Origin of the sequence: Acinetobacter sp. YH12063 (assembly GCF_013419715.1) — a bacterium.
Lineage (GTDB): Bacteria > Pseudomonadota > Gammaproteobacteria > Pseudomonadales > Moraxellaceae > Acinetobacter > Acinetobacter amyesii.
Map to the genome: position 1 here is coordinate 70,438 of NZ_VOZO01000006.1, position 19,955 is coordinate 90,392.

Genomic DNA, 19,955 nt, shown 5'->3' on the forward strand with positions numbered 1-19,955 from the left:
GATGGGCTTTTTTTTGTCTAAAATTAACTATGTGTTTCTTCGTCTTCCTCAAAAGTTCGGGCAATTTTGTCAATATTTAAACTTTTCGCCATCGCATCGAAGATTTGCTTATAGGCACCTTCTTGATGGTACAAATCATGATGCTCCCCGTGTTCTACGATTTGTCCATCTTTCATGACGTAGGTGTAATCGGCATCGATAATTTGCGACAAACTATGCGAAATCATGATGACGGTACGACCTTGCTTAATTTGATCCAAACTATTTTTAATTTGTTCAGCAGCGATAGCATCTAAACTTGCAGTCGGTTCATCCAAGAAAATAATCGGCGGATTTTTCAAGAACATGCGTGCCAAGGCAATGCGCTGTTGCTGTCCACCTGAGAGCAGTAAAGCATCGGCTTCATAGGCATGCGGAAGTTTTAAGATCTGATCATGGATCGAGGCTTTCCGTGCTGCATCAAAGACTTCTTGTTCTGTAGCTGTACTTTTGCCATAGCGAATATTTTCAAAAATTGAACCTGGGAAAATATGATTTTTTTGCAATACCAAACCAATATTTTCACGTAAATACTGTGTATCAATCTGTTCTAAATCGATGCCATCGAGTTTGATATTGCCCGCTTGAGGATGATAAAACTTATCCAGTAAGCTAATTAATGTCGATTTACCAGCGCCAGATAGACCAACCAAGGCGGTAATTTTATTTGGTTGGATGGTCATATTGATACGGTGTAATGCCTGAAAACCATTGGGATAACTAAAGTCGACATTGCTCAATTCAAATTGACCTTGAATCGGAGGTTGGGCAGTACCACTGGTTTCAATTTCATGATCCGCTTCTAAGATGTTAAAGAAGCTTTCTGAATAAATCATCGCAGAGTTAATTTCATCATAGATACGATGCAGCGAGCGAATCGGGGCAGAGACATTATTAAATAACAACACGTGATACATAATCATCCCGATACTCATTTGCCCATCCAAAACAAAATAGGCCGTCAGAATGATGATCAGCACTACACCGACCTGTTCAATAAAGGTTTTGAGTCCGTCAAAGATATAACTGGTTTGCCGTGTCTGCATCTGGTTTTCAGTCAGTGACTTTTGCAGATTTAATTGCTTTTTCGATTCGACGGCTTCTTTGTTAAAAGATTTAATGACCGTTATCGAGTTGATAATACTCAGAATACCCTGATTTTTCTTTTCAAAATTATCGCGTAGGGCACGGCGTTTGCCTGCCAGTTTTTGTGATTGTTTAAAGGTCAGCCAAAAATAAATCGGCACAATAATTGTGGCCACCACACCTACCCAAACATTGGCATAATACATTAAGCCCAGTGCAATAATCGCACTGGTAAATAACGGTAAAATATCAATAAAAAAGATTTGAACCAATCGTGTGAGCGAGCTGACACCCCGATCAATTCGAGTTTGGAGCTTACCTGCTTGGTTGTCTTGTTGATCGAAGAATGCCAATCGATAGGTGATAAATTTTTCAATAATGCCTTGGGACAAATCCTGAGAAATTAAAATACGTAATTTTTCACCAAACGATTTTTGTCCAAATTGCACGATGGCATTGATGACTTCTTTTCCCAGTAAGACTACGGTGATGGTGATTAATATATGCCAACCATTGGCTAGACCGAGACCTTGTTGCAAAAGCTGATTGATGCTGTCTACGGCATATTTGAGTGTTAGGGCATTCACCTGTGCCGTAAGTGAGCCAATTAAGGTCAAGATCAGCGTCACGACCACCACCCAGCGGTATGGCTGTACGAATGGGCGTAATTTTTGGAAAAGTTGCCACAGATTCATAAGCAATTATTTTTATTGTGAATATGAGCTTTAGTCTAAGACTGAAAATTCAATGCGACAAGTAATGACAATGTTTTGATTTGTGATGAGCGTTTTTCGGCTAAGATATTTTTTAAATGTGCTCACGACATCAGCATCACGCTGCTGTGCCAAACAGTGTTGAGTTGAACCGATGAATTTTGAATTATTTACGCCTGAACCGCATGCAAACCTGCTGCCCTATGATGGTGAAGTTGAAGATTATGGATTGATCTTCAATGCTGAAGACAGTGAAAAATATTTACACTATTTCCTCACGCAGTTGGCTTGGCAGCATGATGAAGTCATTTTGCATAGACAGTATTATCAAACGGAGCGAAAAGTGGTTTGGTATGGAGATGCCCATTATGAGTATCACTATTCAGGCATGCAAAAGCAGGCATTGATTTGGAATCCAGCTTTACTGCGCTTAAAGCAACATATTGAGCAACGGTTGGGTCAGACGTTTAATTCCTGTTTGGCCAATTTATACGAAAATGGTACGCAAGCGGTGGGGTGGCATAGTGATGATGAGCCATCTTTGCTTTCACCCACACAGCAGGTGGTGATCGCATCTTTGAGTTTTGGCGCAAGCCGAAAATTTTGCTTTAAACATAAAAGCACTCAAGAGAAAGTACAGCTTTTACTGCAAAGTGGACAGTTGATCGTGATGCGTGGGCAAACCCAACGGTATTGGAAGCATGCCCTAATGAAGTCGATGAACGTGACCGAGCCGAGGGTGAATTTAACCTTTCGTTATTTCTATGATCAACAGCCATAAAAAAAGCCCATATCTAGATGAGCTTTTTTCTTTCTCTGAGGAAGAGTATAACGACAATCAACTGAAATCATGGAACACATGATTGAGATGACTGCTAAAGAACAATAATCATATTATGATAATATATCTGGAATTTATAATTAATAAATTCAATTAACAACATGGATTTATCAGATTAATTAAATAGCATCTTTACAATATTGCATCAGTTATGCGCAAACAGATCAGGCTTAAATGGCGTCCGATTCTTCCATCATACTGCTGTATTTTTTCTCAATACGCGCTGTACAGTCTTGCAGCATTTCTACAACTTTCTGAAAATTCATAAAATCAAAACGATTTTTAGACGCCAATAGGGTCAAAGCAAGTGGGGGTTCTTTACTGGAGAATTTAATCGGAATCGATAGGCTCGACATATTCGGGTCAACTTCACCATTGGAAAAATAATAACCCTGCTTTTTAATCTTTTTCATTTGCAGCATAAATTCTTCTTCATTATGCGCAAAACCAACTTGAGATAATTCATCTGCAAAACGGTGGTAATAATCTAAAATCCGTTGCTTGGGTAACTGGGACAAAATCACTTTAGATGATGAGCCTTTATACATCGGACGCGGGCTACCTCGACCATAAGCCAAGGCAGTATAGTCTTTGTAAAGTTCATGATGCACATCAATACAAGAGTCGATATTCAGATGCGTCAATAAGCAACAAGACTCTGTGCGTTCCACAATTTCTTTCATGAAGGGAATGCTAATTTGCACCAATGGATCGGTGGTGCGAGAAATAAAATCAAGCACAGCAATCTTGGAACCCAGTGTGTAATCGCCAGAAGTCCCACTGAGGCGCTGCAATAATTCAGCAGAAACCAGTTCTTTTAAATAGCGATAGCTCGTTGGTTTAGATAAGCCTAATTCTTCACTAATAATGTCGACATTGATGATGGGACGAGCAACTGAAAATAAGTCGAGTACGGTGAGAATTTTACCAAAACTGGAAAGCGCCATAAGAACCTGCTTGGTCACAATAAAAAATGAATCGTTAAGTTACTTTATAACAAATTGCTCGGCCTGATGTTGCGCTTTTCTACACTGGAAATGAAACAAATCTGAAATATCACAGGGTTTCTTGGGTCATCCTGATAAAAGCATAGTAAAAACCTGAAATACGCAATTAAAATATAGTTGAATTATCAAAATAAGATATTTTTATTGACTTCGGTTTGTTTTTTTAGCAAAATTGCTATGAAAATATCCTATATTGAATAAATATTGCCCATCTGTTCGATGCGCAGGCAATGTTGCACATTACTTTTTGTATTCAAATGGTTTGAAATACGATTTGAATCGCTTCTTTACTTATTGAAATTTCTAGTCATTCCTGTGCCGTGATACAGGTTGTGCTGTCGAATGTTTAAGCATTCGATACGAGGTCGTTTTCACTAAAAAGAAGCAAACCACCGAGATCCATCATGCTGCTGACGAAACAAATACTCGCTTTTCGGCCCAATAAAATGGACTGGATTTTTGCGACCAAAACGTTCATCGCGGGCATGTTGGCATTGTATGTGGCCTTTGTACTGAATTTGGCTTATCCGATTTGGGCGATTGGCACCGTTTTCGTGATCGCGAATCCATATTCAGGGATGACGTCTTCAAAAAGTTTGTATCGTGTATTAGGGACGTTCTTAGGGGCGGCCGTGTCGGTGGTGGCACTGCCACATCTCATTCACATGCCTGTACTGTTTACGGTGTTTTTAGCGGTTTGGGTTGGGTTTTGCCTGTATTTGTCACTGCTAGACCGTACGCCTCGTAGTTATGTTTCCATGTTGGCGGGTTATACCACGGTCATTATCTGTTTTAACGTCGTGTATTTTATTGATACCGCTTCGATCTTCGATATGGCCTTGGGGCGTTTTCTCGAAATTACGGTGGGTGTGGTATGTAGTGCCATCGTGACCACGACATTATTTCCAATGCATATTGGCCCTGCCGTCGAAACAAGGGTGAGCAAAACCTTTGCCGATACCAAAGAAATTTTTGATCAGATTTTATTAGAGCCTGCTGAGCTAGAAAATTATTCTAAAAATCTTGGCAATATTGCACGAGATATCGCGGATATACATGTCATGGCGGTGCATTTGTCTTATGAAAAATCCACCTTAAAAGGCATGACACGTCCATTGCAGGAAATCTTGCATCAGTTGAGTTTGTTGGTCAGTAACTTGGTGGCCATGTCTGAACGGATGAAACAATTAGATGGTCTGGACACACATTATCGGACGGCACTCAAGCAAGCCCATGAACATATTGCCGCGTTTTTATTAGATCAACATCAGATTGAGGAAAGTGAACTTAATCAATTGCCTGAACAGTTTGAGCAAGATTTTCAACAGATTCAGGCACAGGCATTGCCATCACAGCAGGTGATTTTGGGCAGTCTAAAAATGGATATTCGCCATTTTATTCAGAATATCCGTGCGATTCGCTTGCTTTGGCAGCGGGTACAGCAAGGCGACTCAACTTTACCAGCCACACTGACCGCCTTGAGCAATAGTCATTATCCGACTTTGCACCGAGATGCGGGGGTTGCTATACGTGGCGGGGTGTCTGCGTGTTTGATTATTTTAATTTCCACGGGTTTTTGGATCGTCAGTGGTTGGAAAGCTGGATTTATGATGGCCGAAATGGCTGCGATCAGTGCCTGTATTTTAACTGCAATGGATAACCCTGTTCCTGCATTGAAAATGTTTATTCGCGCCAATATGTATGCGGCGTTCATGGTGTTTATCTACGCCTATGGCATTTTCCCGCATGTGACCGCCTTTTGGCAGTTGATCGTGGTGTTAGCACCGTTTGTGATGTTCTGTCTGATGCTATTTTTACATCCGCCTTTGATCGGGATCAGCTTGCCGCTTTTGATGGGCACCATCATGGGGCTGAATTTTCAAAACCGCTTTAGCCTCGATCAGGTGTTTTTCTTTGATGCATCAATTGGAACGGTTTTGGGACCCATTATTTCAGTATTTATTATTCATTTAGTACGTGCAATGTCACCAGATATGACGGCCCAACGCATACTTTCACAGCACTATAAGGCACTGCGTCAGGCTTTATATCTGCCGTATGGCTTACCGTTTCAGGTGCATTTACGCAGTATGTTGGACCGAATCGGCATCCTAAACAGCAAAATGGTGCAATCAGGGAACTTGAAGCAACAGATCGAGTGGGCTTTGGTCGAAGCCAGTGCGGTGATTGATTTGACCCGCTTGCAAGAACTCATGAATAAACTCGATCCGAATGATGCACTGGTCAGCGAACTCGAAGAGTTACAACAAGATTTAGATGACTATTTTCGTGCCATGGAACAAGGGCAAAATAATGTGTATATGAGCTTGAAACAGCAAATTGTAGAACGAATTCAACGATTGAATCAGGCCGTTCAGGGTGTGGAAAACGACGATGTTATGCATCGAATTCAGTATTCACTGAACAATATTCAAAGCAGTTTGTGTCATGTCCTAACACAGCAAACACCAAATCATTTACAGGTCGAGGCACAACATGGGTGAGCTAAATATATATGGCGTCTATGTGCCCATTCTATTGATTCAAGCGATATTGGCCTATCTGTTATTGCGGGTCATCATGCGTTTGTTTGACCGATGGATGGCGCAAGATTGGGTGCCGATGCCCAATATTTTTTATTTGGGTGTATTTGTGATGTTGCTTTGGCTGGTGCATGAAATCTTTATTTTCTGCCAGTTCTAAGCCCCTAAAAAATGAAATGATTGAGGTAATCGTATGACCAATTTGAATGTCCGAAAATATGTTCGGCCTGTATTGTTGATAATCGTGCTATGCGGCGCATTACTTGCGCTAAAACATATTTGGGACTATTACAATTCGGAACCTTGGACGCGTGATGGACGGGTACGTGGTGACGTGATTCAAGTGTCATCGGATGTTTCAGGTTTGGTCACAGACGTTTTGGTTCAAGACAACCAACAAGTGAAAAAAGGCCAAGTGCTGTTTCGTATAGATGTGGCACGTCAAGCCTTGGATGTTGAGCAAGCCAAATCTGACTTGGCGAAAGCCAAAGCAGGACTGGCAGGGGCTGAAGCGCAGCTTGCTGAAGCCAAAGCGAATTTAGTGAAGTCGCAAGCCAATATTAATCTTGCAGATAAAAATGCAAATCGTTATGCAAGTTTGATGGACGGTGCGATTTCAAAACAAGAACAAGATCAAATGTTTGCAGTACGTGATCAATCACATGCAGAGCATGAACAAACTCAGGCCGCGATTGAGCAAGCCAAAGCCAGTGTGGTGCAGCAAAAAGCCCTGATTGAAGCGGCGAATAGCAGTTTGCATTTGGCAGAATTGAATTTAAAACGTTCGGAAGTGGTTGCACCGACTGATGGAACATTGTCTAACTTTGAACTCAAAGCAGGGAATTACGTCAAAGTAGGACAAGCCGTAGCGGCCTTAATTGACCGTCAACAATTGTATGTTGTGGGATATTTTGAAGAAACCAAACTGGATAAAATCTATGTTGGCGCACCTGCAACAGTCCAACTGATGGGAAGTTCTGAAGTTTATAAAGGCCATGTACAAGGCGTTGCAACAGGGATTGAAGACCGTGAACGTACATCGACTGATAGTTTACTGGCCAATGTCAATCCAACCTTTAGTTGGGTTCGTTTGGCACAGCGTGTACCAGTGAAAATTGTACTGGATGAAGTGCCGCATGATCAGTTGGCTTTTGTCGCGGGTCGAACCACCACGATTCATATTGTGGATAAAAACTAAGTTATCCCCAATCATTTCATTTGCGCAGCATTGAGTGATCAATCTTGCGCATAAAAAAGCATCCTTTTTCGGATGCTTTTTTATTTGCCTGTTTGTTGAAAGCGCTTAAGGTTTCAGTCCCACTGGATTTCGATACCAACTTTCAATAAATAATGCTGCAGCAAGGCTGTCGGCAGAAAGATTCTTCGCACGGCCTTGGGCTTGATAATGATCTAATTCATCACGCGCTTCACGTGTCGTTAAGCGTTCATCGACCATCAAGGTTTCAATATTGGTTTGGTGGCGAAGGCGTCGTGCAAATTTACGCGCACGTGTGGAGAGTTCAGATTCGCTATCATCCATATTGAGCGGTAGACCCACGATAAACAAATCCGGCTGATACTGTTTCACAATCTTGAGTAGATTATCCCAATTGGGAATGCCATCTTTCATGGGAAAGAGTGGTAGAGGATTTGCACTTTCAATCAGGGCTTGTCCCACAGCCATTCCTGTTTTTTGTGTGCCAAAGTCAAAGGCCATAATCATTTGATATTGTGGTAAATCAGGCATGTCCAATCTCAGATGATAACCACATGCGGTCTACGCCCATTTTTTTATAGGCAGCGTCCCAGCGGTCGTCATAAGGTAAGTTAAATATTAAATCCATGTCTGAGTCACAAATGAGCCAATCACCCCGAGCAATTTCTTCTTCTAATTGGCTTTTACCCCAACTGGCATAGCCTAGAGCCACCTGATAACGACCCACACCTTCATTGTGTGCAATCGCATCTAAAATATCTTTAGACGTGGTAATGCAGACATTTTCACCTACAGCAATAGACGAATGCCATGTCGGTTGACCGGTATGAAGAACAAAACCTGCCTCTGGGCGCAAAGGACCACCTTGCAACACTTCATGAGGATGCACATTATCTGCCTCAATTTCCAAATCATTCAATAGTTCTTTGATCTGCAAGCCCGAAGGACGATTAATAATGATGCCTTGAGCACCATCTTCATCATGTCGCGCTAAATAAATCACCGTATTGGCAAAGAATTCATCGTTCATTTCGGGTGGAGCAATCAGGCAGCGGTGTGTGAGGTATTGTTTAGTCACCTAATGGCTTCTCCTTATTGGGGTAAGTTTCATTCTTGGGGGGAATTGCATTCGAATAACGTTGTATTTATCAACATACTAGACTCACAAGTTTTCAACAATGAGTTTTTCTGCAAATTTAATATTTGTCATGCACGACCGGTGAGGGACATGCTAAAAATCGTCATCGTGCAGGCAGGTCTGCAATGTGGTGAATTGTGAAGCGATGATTGGTGATTTGAACAACAGCAGTACAAAAGTGAGGAGAAGATATACGTGATGGATGACTGAGATTGCTTAAAATAGCAGGATAAACTGAGGGTGCAACAATGACACATTTTTCAAAAATAATAGGGATAGCACTCTGTGCAAGCCTACCTATTTCAGGCTTTGCAGGAAGCGCTGACTTACAAAAACATGAATCTCAGGTGATTAAAAAATATAAAAACTTGAATTTTTATGAGGTCAATGAAGCGATAGAACGTGAAATTGTGGATGTCATCGCGGCAGATCCGAGCAGTTTTCACTACGGATTTACGCAACTCGAAAAGCAAGGTTTTGTTCATGTGCAATATTCTCCGGATAAAAAACTAAAATTTTATAGTTTTGATGTGTCTGGCGGAGGCACCATGGGGGAGTGGAGCAGCTATGTGCAATATGCAACGGGAAAAACGCAACATTTAGATCAATTTGACTCAGGCTATATCAATCAAATTTTGCCGGTCAACATCCAAAATAAAACCGTATATTTGGTGAAGAGTTATTATAAAGGTGATAATTGCAGTGGACTACATCATCTAAGAGCTGTTGAAGTTGGACCAAAACAGTTACTTAAATCTTATGTATTTCAAACTAAGCAAAAGAAACTAGATCAAATCTCGGTAGATTATGACTGCCATTATGAAACCGATCGTCGTAGCGGTAATGAATATCTCAAAATCAGTCCGAAACACGTGGATGTTATTTTACTCAATCAACAACATCAGCCGCAGTATAAATATTTACGCTATAGCTTAGGCTCGAAAGCCTTTGTGTATCAGGGGATTGTCAAATAGTGTATTTAAGAAAAAAGCCTGTGTACTTTGAATACACAGGCTTTTTTGAAAGCATCAAAAATTAACTATGTTGAAATTTTAATTGTCGCAACTGTTTTGCGTGTTGTAAGGTCGTTTGACTAATCTCCACACCACCAGTCATTCGAGCCAGCTCTTGAATCCGATCATCTTCTTCTAATTCGATAATGGTACTGCTTGCAGGATCCGTTTGACGTTTTTTCACCAGGAGATGTTGGTCAGATTGAGCAGCGACTTGGGCTTGGTGAGTAATACATAAAATTTGAACATGCTGTGCCAAATCAGCCAACAAACGTCCGACAATTTCTGCCGTTCCGCCACTGATCCCGACATCAATTTCATCAAAGACTAACACTTCGGATTCGGTTTTTTCAGCATTCATCACTTGCATGACTAATGCAATACGTGACAATTCCCCCCCCGATGCCACGCGTGCTAAAGGCTGAGCAGGAATCCCTTTGTTTGCGGTGAACAGAAGTTGAATAAAGCTTAAACCTTCACTTGAAGCTTGTTCTAGAGGCTCAAATTTAAATTCAAAATGAGCCTCTGGGAGCGCGAGCTGCTTCACTTGTTCAGTCAACTGCTTCGCCAATGGGGTAGACGCTTCACGACGAATATCATCCAAATGCTGTGCTTTGGCTAAAAAGTCTTGATGAGACACTTCCACTTGTTCAGCTAAGGTTTCAGGATCTTCAAGTTGATGTAATTGTTCTAGCTCAAGTTGCCACGCATCATAATCATTTTTTAAGTCTTCAGGCTGAGTACGATATTTACGCGCTAAGCGATGAAAAACTTCGAGTTTAGTGTTTAATTCGTCCATACGTTCAGGATCGAAACTTTGACGATCAATAAACTGACGTAAATTTGCTGTCGCATCTTCAATTTCACTTTGAGCGTTCAGTAGCGACGTATAAATTTCAGAAAGTTGTTCACTACGTCCTGCATGCGATTCAATCCGACGAATGATCGCGCCCATTTCTTGATTGATATTTTGCTCGGCGTCATCGAGGGCATTTAGACCATAGCTACAATCTTGCATGATATGTTCATGATGACTGAGACGGTCAAATTCTTGCTCGATTTCTTTGTAGTCCGTTTGCACAAGGTCTTCAAGTTCTTCCAATTGAAGTTCAAGCGTTTCTATCCGTTGCTTACGTGTTGCTTGGGCGTCGAGTGCTGCTTGGTGCTGACGAATGTCCTTTTGCCATTTGCTATAGGCATCACGCACGGCTTGAGCCGGCTGATAAAAATTGTAATAGCGATCTAGCCAATGTTTTGGGTAGGGCGGTTCTAAGAGTTGTTGTTGGCTGTGTTGGCTATAGAGTTGTACCAATAAGCGGCCAATTTCTTTTAATTCGGATAAGCTGCTCGGACGTCCATTAATCCATGCTTTGCTGCGACCTGTTGCAAAAATCACGCGACGTAAATGGATCTCGCCAGACTCATCATCTAGTTCGTGTTCTTTGAGCCAAAGCGCTTCAGGACTGTGCTCTTGATAGCTAAAGGTCGCTGTTACATCGGCTTTGTCTGATCCATAGCGCACATAGTTGGTGTCTGTACGTTCACCTAAGCAAGCTGATAATGCGTCTAGAAGTAAAGATTTACCTGCACCCGTTTCACCCGTCAGGACATTAAAGCCTTGTTCAATGTCGATGGCTAAATGGTCGGCTAATGCAAAATTGATCAGAGTTAAATGTGTCAGCATAAACGCATCCGAGCTGCGAAAAGTTCTAGTTAAAGATAATTAAGTTTTGTTTTGGTCACAAGACAAGTTTTATTTTAAGATGACGAAAAACCTCATAATTCTATCTTAAATTTCAGTTTAACAAGAAATTAGTTTCTTATCCGCTGTATCCATGCAGTGTTGTGATGCAAAGGGTAGATGATCTTGCATAACGTGAGCTGAAACCATCCAATATCCTGCCAAGTCCTCACAAAACACGTTTGTGTATGTATTCTTGTATTTAATCTAGCGTGTTATTGCCATAAAACGTCATGATTTGGTCACTCAAATCCACCAATATGATTCATCACACTGCTAGTTTTTTGAAATGAGTTTGCAGCGTTTCAATTAACCCTAACTAGGACTTTAGTGGATGAAACAAAAAAGTATTTTGTACAACAGCACAGCTTGTTTTAGACTCTAAATGTTGAGGTAGTGGGATGAAATTGGGGCACATCCGGTACTCAGATTTTTGTAATTATCTATCGCACAGTTTTCAACACAGATTGATTAGTTTTTGCAGCACAATTAAACTACATCGATCAAAATATTATAAATATGCTTTATCTGGAGAAAACGCATGTCAGCACAGTTTGATCATGTATCGGTAATTAAAAAATCAAATGTTTATTTTGGCGGTCTATGCATCAGCCATACTGTGCAATTTGAAGATGGAACAAAGAAAACACTGGGTGTGTTGCTTCCAACTGAACAAGCGCTGACTTTTGAAACTCATGTACCTGAACGTATGGAAATTATTTCAGGCGAATGTCGTGTTCAAATTGCAGATAGCGAAGAAAGCGAATTATTCCGTGCGGGCCAATCGTTCTACGTGCCAGGTAATAGCCGTTTTAAAATTGAAACAGACGAAGTCTTGGATTATGTGTGCCACTTAGAAGGCTAATGATTCAATCAATTTAGGCACAGTTTTTTAACCTTAAATCGGTTAAACTATGTGTCATAGCATAAATCCTGTAAAGCTTGCTTTGCAGGATTTTTCTTTTTGGCAGCCTAAGCTGTGCTCTAGGGGTGTCATACCCTGTTCAAAAGTTTATCGAAGTTTGCAAATTAGAGGTCGTTCATGGCGAAACCGGAATATTATTATGGCGTTCATTCAGTGGAGTCATTACTGGAACTTGAGCCAGAACGCGTTTTAACTTTATTTGCGTTAAAAGGACGTGATGATCAGCGTTTAAAACGTATTTTTGAGTTGGCAGAACCGTTTGGTGTCAGCATTCAAAAAGCTAGCCGTGATAGTTTGGAAAAACTTGCGGGACAACCGTTCCATCAAGGTGTGGTCGCAGCTGTACGCCCACATCCAGTCTTAAACGAAAAAGATTTAGAGGCTTTATTACAAGCCAATCCAAATGCGTTGCTATTGGCATTAGATCATATTACAGATCCACATAACCTTGGTGCATGTATTCGTACAGCGGCAGCCATGGGTGTTGAAGCGGTGATTGCACCGCGTGATCGTTCAGCGACACTTACCCCAACAGCCCGTAAAGTTGCTGCTGGTGGTGCTGAAAAAGTGAAGTTTATTCAGGTGACCAACTTGGCACGTACATTGGCTCAAATCAAAGAAGATTTTAACGTGCGTGTGGTCGGCACCATGCTAGATGAAAAAGCGTTGCCGATTCAAAAATTTGACTTCACTGGTACGGGTGTATGTGTGGTGATGGGCGCTGAAGATACAGGTTTGCGTCCTATTACGCAGGCGCAATGTGATCAAACTGTTTTCATTCCAATGGCTGGTAACTTGCAAAGCTTAAATGTCAGTGTCGCAACCGGTATGGCATTGTATGAAGCATGTCGTCAACGTAATAATGAATTGAAATAGAAGTGATGATGTCTCCCCAAAAGCAAGGTTATTTATATGTCTTCATTACCATGTGTATTTGGGGCGGATTCACCTTAACAGCACGTTTAAGCGCCAATTGGGGAATCAGTGCTTGGGACATTACCGCACTTCGGTTTGCTTTGGCATTTTGTATCTTAATGCCAATTTTGATTTATAAAAAAGATACGGCTTTTTTATGGAAGAAAGAGCCTTTTATCCTTGCCATGCTCGGCGGGGTGACCTATTGCTTAACGGCCTATAGTGCGTTTCATTATGCTCCTGCGGCCCATGCTGCAATTTTTCTCAATGGTTGTATTCCCTTATGTACAGCCATAGCCGCGTTTCTGATCTTCAAACAGCCGATCGATAAGCATACGTGGATCAGTGTGGTGATTATGGTCTCTGCCATTAGCTTAATGAGCTATTTAATGTACGTCGAGACTGGTGTGGCATTTGGTTTAGGTGATTTGCTATTTTTTATCAGTGCCATTTGGTGGGGGATATTTACGGTATTGCTTAAGCAATGGAAGCTCTCTGCTTGGCATGCCATGGCGGGGGTTGCGATTTGGTCTGCCGTGGTATTTGTACCAATTTACCTACTATTTTTCCCTAAACATTGGTCTGACCCAGAGCCATTGCAACTCATTGGACAAGTTATCTTTCACGGTATTTTTGTGGTGATTATTGCGACTTTAACGTATGTAGAGGCGATCAAGCGTCTGGGTGCATTTAAAGCCGGAAGTATCGTGACTTTGGCACCTTTTATTGCTGCAATTTTAGCGGTGCCGCTGCTAAATGAATCTTTAAGTTTTGTAATTGTGTGTGGATTGGTCGGGATGGGGATTGGAGCGATTCAACCGTGGAAATGGTTGGGACGAAAGGACAGTCTAGAGCAGCAACTCGAACAACAAAAAAAGCTGTCTGAGTAAGACTGCTTTTTTATTTAGCTTTTTTCAGCGTGCGCTAAGTACTTGAGATGCAACGGCCGAAGCTGTGCATAAAGATGATCTAAATGACCATCATTCAGCACGATATCATCTGCAATTTTTTGCTTTTCCTGACGTGACATTTGAACTTGAATAATTTTTTGGATTTGCTCGATATTTTGACCATCACGCTGTGATGCACGCTGAATTTGCAATTGTTCTGTGGCATCAATCAGCAAGGTGTGATTGGCCAATTCATGTTGATTGGTTTCAAATAATAATGGCGAAACCAAGATGACATAGGGGCTAGTGGCTTCGTTTAATTGTTGGATAATGGACTGGCGTATTGCTGGATGGGTAATGGCTTCAAGTGCTTGACGTGCTGTAGGATCTTTAAAGATATGCTCGCGTAATGCACGCCGATTTAACTCACCATTTTCCAGTAAAACCCAATCACCAAATTGTTGTTGAATTTGATTCAGTGTGGATTGCCCCGGTTCAACAACTTCCCTTGCAACGATATCAGCATCGACGACTTGAATGCCTTGGAGTCCAAACCAATTGCTTGCAGCAGATTTACCGCTACCAATACCACCTGTTAAACCCAAGACAAATGTCATACAACGACCTTACTGACCCAAATAAATTTTCATAATTTGATCACCCCATAAAAAGGCGATCCATCCGGCGATGGCAATATAGGGACCAAATGCAAAAGGTTGGTTTTCTTTACGAACCTTGAGCAAAATAATGCCAATGATTGCACCTACCAGTGAAGAGAGTAATACAATCAGTGGAAGCAGGAAAGGGCCCATCCATGCACCCAAGGCAGCTAAAAGCTTAAAGTCACCATAGCCCATACCTTCTTTGCCAGTGATAATTTTAAATAAATAGTAAACGATCCATAGGCATAAGAAGCCGATGATATATCCCCAAATGGCTGAGGTTGCAGAGGTATAAATGGCATAGCTATTCACGCCAAGCCCGAGTGCAGCTAAAGGAAGGGTATAACGGTCAGGTAAAAGTTGGGTGTCAAAATCAATAAATGTTAATGCAATCAATACATAAGTCAGCACCAGACCAAACAGCATTTGGATGGTTGGGCCAAAAACAGCAACAACAATCAGCGCGCAGATCATGGTGAGTAGCTCGATCAGTGGATAACGGCTACTGATCGGGTTTTGGCAACTTCCACATTTTCCGCGTAACACAATCCAACTGATGACCGGAATGTTTTGATACCAACGAATGGGCGTTTTGCATTTTGGGCAGGTTGAAGCAGGGGTACTTAGTGTGATCTTTGTTTCATCAATAATCGGTTGGTCTGGATGTAAAAACAGTTGGCAATCTGTGCGCCATTCTTGTTCCATCATCTTTGGTGTGCGGTAAATCACCACATTCAAAAAACTACCAATACAAAGACTAAAAATCCCAACTGCGAAATACATCGCAATTGGGGTATTGATTAAATATGTTATTAATTCTTGCATTAAACCACAGAACCCATTTGGAAGATTGGAAGATACATTGCAATCACAAGACCACCAACGAGGACACCCAGTACCGCCATAATTAAGGGTTCCATCATCGAGGTTAAGCCATCTACGGCATTATCAACTTCGTTTTCATAATGCGTTGCCACTTTATCTAGCATGGCATCTAAAGCACCTGATTCTTCACCAATAGCCACCATTTGAACCGCCATAGAGGGAAATTTATCGGTGACACGCATGGCGAATTGCAATTGCTGGCCGGTCGCCACATCTTCACGAATTTTTAACACAGCTGTTTCATATACCACGTTGTTGGTTGCACCTGCAGTTGATTCAAGCGCATCAATTAAGGGTACACCGGCTGCAAATGTGGTTGCCAAGGTACGGCTGTAGCGGGCAATAATTGCTTTATAAACCAAATCACCAAAAATCGGTGCTTTCAGTGCAGCTTTGTCTAAGAAGTCTCTGAAAGCCTTGCTACGTTTTTTCGCTTCCATGAAACCAGCAATCACAGCTCCAATTCCAATGATGAGGAAGAACCAATATTTTTGCATCCATTCCGACATGTTGACCACCATTTTGGTAAAGGCAGGTAAGTCTGCACCAAATGATGAAAACAAGTCTTGGAATACGGGAACCACTTTTACCATCAAAATAATCGTCACAATAACAGCGACAACGATGACCGCTGCTGGGTATTTCATGGCTTTTTTGATTTTTTGCTTAAGCAATTCACTTTTTTCTTTGTAAATGGCAACACGGTCTAGCATGGTTTCCAATGCACCCGACTGTTCACCTGATTCAACCAAGGAGCAAAATAGGTTATCGAAATACTGCGGATATTTGCGCAGCGCACCAGCAAAGGTATTACCGCCTTCAACTTCACCTTTGATCCCCAAGACCACTTCACGCATGGCTGGGTTTTCTAGGCCTTCCGCCACGATTTCAAAACCCTGAACGAGCGGTACACCGGCTTTCATCATGGTTGCAAGTTGGCGCGTGAATACCGTGATATCCAAAGTGGATACTTTCTTTTTCATCAAGCCTTCGAGAATATTTTTGCGTTTTTCTCGAATGGTTTTAATGGTGATGCCTTGCTTACGTAAAGTGACTTTGGCTAAAGCCATATTACGCGAAGGCATTTCCCCTTTGATTTTCGCCCCTTTGCGATCCACGCCTTCATAACTGAAGGTTGGCATCATCTGCGCTTTTTTTACAGCCATGAATTTATCCTTATTTTTAAATACTAATTCACTTACTCACTGGTCACACGATTGACTTCTTGAAGTGAAGTCACCCCCTGCATGACCTTAATTAAGCCTGAACGGCGTAAATTGTTAAAACCTGCTTGATTGGAAGCTTCGGCAATTTGTAAGGCATTGCCGTCTTCCATAATAATTCTTGAAATTTCAGGTGTCACTTTCATGACTTCGTAAATACCCACACGACCTTTATAGCCTTCACGGCATTCGGCACAACCCACAGGCTGGTATATTTGGAATTCTGGTGTATTTAAATCATCTTCGGTAAAACCAAGCTCCAATAGACTTTGTTTTGGTACGTCTACTGTTTCTTTACATTGTGAACATAGGCGACGTGCAAGTCGCTGCGCAATGACAAGGTTCACGGATGTCGCGATGTTAAATGAAGGCACACCCATATTGCGTAAGCGTGTCAGTGTTTCAGGTGCACTATTGGTATGCAGTGTAGACATCACCATGTGACCTGTTTGAGCCGCTTTAATTGCAATTTCAGCCGTTTCTAAATCTCGAATCTCACCGACCATCACAATATCAGGGTCTTGACGTAAGAATGACTTCAATGCTGCAGAGAAGGTGAGGCCGACTTTATTATTTACGTTGACCTGATTGATCCCTTCTAAGTTAATTTCCACAGGATCCTCGGCCGTTGAAATATTGGTATCTTCACGGTTGAGAATATTTAAACCTGTATATAGAGATACGGTTTTACCGGAACCCGTTGGACCGGTAATGAGTAGCATGCCTTGTGGTTTTTCTAAAGCCTGCATGAACAGTTCTTTTTGATCCGGTTCATAACCCAACGCATCAATCCCTAGCATCGCACTAGATGGATCAAGGATACGTAGAACAAGTTTTTCACCAAACAATGTCGGTAAAGAGTTTACACGGAAGTCGATAGCTTTGTTCTTTGACAGCTTTAACTTGATACGACCGTCTTGAGGTATACGCTTTTCCGAGATGTCCATTTGTGACATGACTTTTAAACGTGAAGCGAGTCGTGTAGCGAGCTGTAATGGCGGATTTGTAATTGTTCTTAACACGCCATCGACACGGTAGCGGACGCGATAGGTTTTTTCGTAGGGTTCAAAATGTAAGTCAGATGCACCCATACGAATTGCGTCGACTAGCAGCTTATTGATGTATTTAACAATCGGAGCTTCATCCCCCGTTGCCTCATCTTCATCTTCTTTCGCTGGATCAATAGTTTCCTGTTCTAAATCAAGATCAAAGTCATCATCAAAGTCAAAAGTACTTTCTTCAGCAAAGTTCTGTTCAATTAACTTTTCAAGTTTGTCATGTTCAACAATAACTGTTTCGGTATTCAGCTTACTACCAAATCGAATGGCATCCACTGCTTCAATATTGGTGGGATTACTGATCGCAACGAATAATAAATTGCCATGTTTAAAAATAGGCAAAATACGATGCTTGGTAATGAGTTTATCTTCAAATTCATCACGTATAATTAAAGACGTATCATAAGTTGAAATATCAAAAACCGGTTCACCAAACTCTATCGAGATGGTTTCTGCGATCAGGCGTGCTGAAAGGTGATATTCCTGAATCAAATGCGGCACGATATCTTGATGAGCCTTTTTTGAATTTTGCAGCGCTGCTTGCATTTTTTCGGCAGACAGATGCCCTTCGTCAACTAAGCGACGAATAAACCCCGTAAATCTTGAAGAACCTTGAACTGCTGTCATGCTTTTACTTGCCTATGCTTCAGTCTGTTTATAATTGGTATAGCAAAATTATACTTTTGTTGCACAAAAATACCATATCTTAAAGTGTTGTCACTAGCTAAGAATTGGTAAAAAGCATGAACCAGTCCTTAAATCTGCTTAATTTTTTTACAGAAAAGTGAAGATCTTGGAATGACTGGTGTGCTTCGAAGATGCAAATGTGTTGAAATTTATCTTCAAAATTATGAATTACGTGTAGAATGTGCCCGATTTCATCTTTGTCATGTGGGATAAATATGTCGGGTTCGACGATTACGCCTTGGGTAGTGGGTAACTGGAAAATGAACCCATTGCAAGCCGATGCTGGCGCACTTCTTAAGAATTTTAAGCAATTATTAGATGAACAAAATATTGCTGAAGCGGCATGTCATATTGGGGTTGCACCAACAGCTATTGCTTTGACCACGGTGCAAAATGAATTAGCACAAGCAAGCCGTAATATTATGACCGTTGCACAAGACGTTTCTCGCTTCGCAGGTACCGGCGCATATACGGGTGAGCTCAGTGCAGAGCTATTAAAAGATTATGGTGTTGAGTTTGTACTGATTGGTCATTCGGAACGCCGTGAAATATTCGCTGATCAACCGCATATCATTAATGAAAAAGTAAATAATGCATTAAACGCAGGTTTGACTGTGATTTATTGTGTGGGTGAAAGCTTGGAACAACGTGAAAGCGGTCAAGCAGAACAGGTTGTGTTACAGCAAATATGTGATATTGCTGCTGTCGTACAAGCAGAGCAGTGGAAACAAATTGTGGTTGCTTATGAGCCAATTTGGGCTATTGGCACAGGTAAAACGGCGTCACCTGAAGATGCGCAAGCGATGCATGCTAAAATTCGTGAAGGTTTAAGCCAAATCACCCCAATGGGACTTCATACTGCGATTCTTTATGGTGGTAGTGTAAAACCTGAAAATGCAGTAGAGTTGGCAGCCTGTCCAGATATCAATGGTGCGCTGGTCGGTGGTGCATCATTAAATGCAGAGTCGTTTTATAAAATTGCTCAAGCATTTGCAAATACAAAATAATTAGGAGTTCAGCATGCATACGTTTGTGCTGGTGGTACATATTATCTTAGCGATTTTAATGATCGTGCTGATTTTAGTTCAGCATGGTAAAGGCGCAGATGCGGGTGCATCTTTTGGTGGCGGCGGTGCTGCAACTGTCTTTGGTGCATCTGGTTCGGGCAACTTTATGACCCGTTTGACTGCGATTTTAACGGCTTTGTTCTTCGTTACGAGCTTGACACTTGCGGTGTTTGCAAAGAAACAAACGACAGATGCATATAGCTTAAATGCGATTTCTTCAGTACCGACTGCGCCAGCAAAATCGGCTGAAACTTCGCCAACTGCACCAAAAAGCTCTGAATAATTTATTTAGCGCTTTCTTTTTTG

The 19,955-nt window shown here is 41.5% G+C and carries 19 protein-coding genes; 10 read left to right on the top strand and 9 right to left on the bottom strand.

The annotated features are described in order from the left end of the window. Window positions 1-23 precede the first annotated feature (23 nt). Window positions 24-1,820 (bottom strand): ABC transporter ATP-binding protein, encoded by a 1,797-nt coding sequence (locus FTU12_RS07910; protein WP_180114125.1) that lies wholly within the window; start codon window positions 1,818-1,820, stop codon window positions 24-26. 172 nt (window positions 1,821-1,992) lie between these two features. On the opposite strand from FTU12_RS07910, the gene FTU12_RS07915 reads away from it, so the two are divergent. Continuing rightward, window positions 1,993-2,619, top strand: coding sequence for an alpha-ketoglutarate-dependent dioxygenase AlkB (locus FTU12_RS07915; RefSeq protein WP_180114126.1), 627 nt, complete (start codon window positions 1,993-1,995; stop codon window positions 2,617-2,619). Between the two features lie 230 nt (window positions 2,620-2,849). Here FTU12_RS07915 and FTU12_RS07920 read toward each other — a convergent pair whose 3' ends face one another. Then, a complete protein-coding gene (locus FTU12_RS07920) occupies window positions 2,850-3,626 on the bottom strand; it encodes an IclR family transcriptional regulator (RefSeq protein ID WP_168378212.1) in 777 nt (258 codons plus the stop codon). Between the two features lie 464 nt (window positions 3,627-4,090). Here FTU12_RS07920 and FTU12_RS07925 point away from each other — a divergent pair, with 464 nt between their 5' ends. The 3 genes from FTU12_RS07925 to FTU12_RS07935 are packed head-to-tail and all read left to right on the top strand — an operon-like array spanning window position 4,091 to window position 7,427. Beyond that, complete coding sequence (locus FTU12_RS07925) at window positions 4,091-6,190, top strand: FUSC family protein (protein WP_180114127.1); 2,100 nt, start codon at window positions 4,091-4,093, stop codon at window positions 6,188-6,190. Further along, entirely contained in the window at window positions 6,183-6,389 is a 207-nt protein-coding gene (locus tag FTU12_RS07930; protein ID WP_180114128.1) for a DUF1656 domain-containing protein, read from the top strand. Before FTU12_RS07925 ends, FTU12_RS07930 begins: the two co-directional genes overlap by 8 nt. A 33-nt stretch (window positions 6,390-6,422) precedes the next feature. Further along, a complete protein-coding gene (locus FTU12_RS07935) occupies window positions 6,423-7,427 on the top strand; it encodes an HlyD family secretion protein (protein WP_180074134.1) in 1,005 nt (334 codons plus the stop codon). A gap of 105 nt (window positions 7,428-7,532) precedes the next feature. On the opposite strand, the gene ruvX is transcribed toward FTU12_RS07935, so the two are convergent. Together ruvX and FTU12_RS07945 are read right to left on the bottom strand one after the other, a co-directional pair. Next, window positions 7,533-7,976, bottom strand: a complete 444-nt coding sequence (gene ruvX / locus FTU12_RS07940; protein WP_078192570.1) for a Holliday junction resolvase RuvX — start codon at window positions 7,974-7,976, stop codon at window positions 7,533-7,535. Further along, a complete protein-coding gene (locus FTU12_RS07945; protein WP_078189425.1) occupies window positions 7,969-8,523 on the bottom strand; it encodes a YqgE/AlgH family protein in 555 nt (184 codons plus the stop codon). The genes ruvX and FTU12_RS07945 overlap by 8 nt, the downstream gene beginning before the upstream one ends. 308 nt (window positions 8,524-8,831) lie before the next feature. Here FTU12_RS07945 and FTU12_RS07950 point away from each other — a divergent pair, with 308 nt between their 5' ends. Next, window positions 8,832-9,557 carry a hypothetical protein gene (locus tag FTU12_RS07950; protein ID WP_180114129.1) on the top strand — a complete coding sequence of 242 codons (726 nt, stop codon included), beginning with the start codon at window positions 8,832-8,834 and terminating at the stop codon, window positions 9,555-9,557. Window positions 9,558-9,618: 61 nt separating this feature from the next. Here FTU12_RS07950 and recN read toward each other — a convergent pair whose 3' ends face one another. Beyond that, window positions 9,619-11,280 carry a DNA repair protein RecN gene (recN, locus tag FTU12_RS07955; RefSeq protein ID WP_180008045.1) on the bottom strand — a complete coding sequence of 554 codons (1,662 nt, stop codon included), beginning with the start codon at window positions 11,278-11,280 and terminating at the stop codon, window positions 9,619-9,621. Window positions 11,281-11,878: 598 nt separating this feature from the next. On the opposite strand from recN, the gene FTU12_RS07960 reads away from it, so the two are divergent. From FTU12_RS07960 to FTU12_RS07970, 3 genes are all read left to right on the top strand, one after another. Then, window positions 11,879-12,202, top strand: a complete 324-nt coding sequence (locus tag FTU12_RS07960; RefSeq protein ID WP_067763086.1) for a pyrimidine/purine nucleoside phosphorylase — start codon at window positions 11,879-11,881, stop codon at window positions 12,200-12,202. 177 nt (window positions 12,203-12,379) lie between these two features. Then, window positions 12,380-13,138, top strand: a complete 759-nt coding sequence (gene rlmB / locus FTU12_RS07965) for a 23S rRNA (guanosine(2251)-2'-O)-methyltransferase RlmB (RefSeq protein WP_180024258.1) — start codon at window positions 12,380-12,382, stop codon at window positions 13,136-13,138. 8 nt (window positions 13,139-13,146) lie between these two features. After that, window positions 13,147-14,067 (top strand): DMT family transporter, encoded by a 921-nt coding sequence (locus FTU12_RS07970; protein WP_373684144.1) that lies wholly within the window; start codon window positions 13,147-13,149, stop codon window positions 14,065-14,067. A 14-nt stretch (window positions 14,068-14,081) separates the two neighbouring features. Here the strand turns inward: FTU12_RS07970 and coaE are convergent, their stop codons facing one another. The 4 genes from coaE to pilB are packed head-to-tail and all read right to left on the bottom strand — an operon-like array spanning window position 14,082 to window position 18,522. Further along, window positions 14,082-14,684: a dephospho-CoA kinase gene (gene coaE, locus FTU12_RS07975; protein ID WP_180092148.1), complete on the bottom strand. Its 603-nt coding sequence runs from the start codon at window positions 14,682-14,684 to the stop codon at window positions 14,082-14,084. Between the two features lie 9 nt (window positions 14,685-14,693). Then, window positions 14,694-15,554, bottom strand: coding sequence for an A24 family peptidase (locus tag FTU12_RS07980; protein ID WP_180004675.1), 861 nt, complete (start codon window positions 15,552-15,554; stop codon window positions 14,694-14,696). After that, window positions 15,554-16,780 (bottom strand): type II secretion system F family protein, encoded by a 1,227-nt coding sequence (locus FTU12_RS07985; protein ID WP_168378204.1) that lies wholly within the window; start codon window positions 16,778-16,780, stop codon window positions 15,554-15,556. The genes FTU12_RS07980 and FTU12_RS07985 overlap by 1 nt, the downstream gene beginning before the upstream one ends. 32 nt (window positions 16,781-16,812) lie before the next feature. After that, the gene (gene pilB, locus FTU12_RS07990) at window positions 16,813-18,522 is read right to left on the bottom strand and encodes a type IV-A pilus assembly ATPase PilB (RefSeq protein WP_180114131.1); all 1,710 of its coding nucleotides are present in this window, start codon (window positions 18,520-18,522) and stop codon (window positions 16,813-16,815) included. A gap of 275 nt (window positions 18,523-18,797) precedes the next feature. Here pilB and tpiA point away from each other — a divergent pair, with 275 nt between their 5' ends. Both tpiA and secG read left to right on the top strand, forming a co-directional pair. Next, window positions 18,798-19,589, top strand: a complete 792-nt coding sequence (gene tpiA, locus FTU12_RS07995) for a triose-phosphate isomerase (protein ID WP_180114132.1) — start codon at window positions 18,798-18,800, stop codon at window positions 19,587-19,589. A gap of 13 nt (window positions 19,590-19,602) precedes the next feature. Beyond that, window positions 19,603-19,932 carry a preprotein translocase subunit SecG gene (gene secG / locus FTU12_RS08000; protein WP_078189417.1) on the top strand — a complete coding sequence of 110 codons (330 nt, stop codon included), beginning with the start codon at window positions 19,603-19,605 and terminating at the stop codon, window positions 19,930-19,932. The last annotated feature ends 23 nt before the right edge of the window (window positions 19,933-19,955 follow it).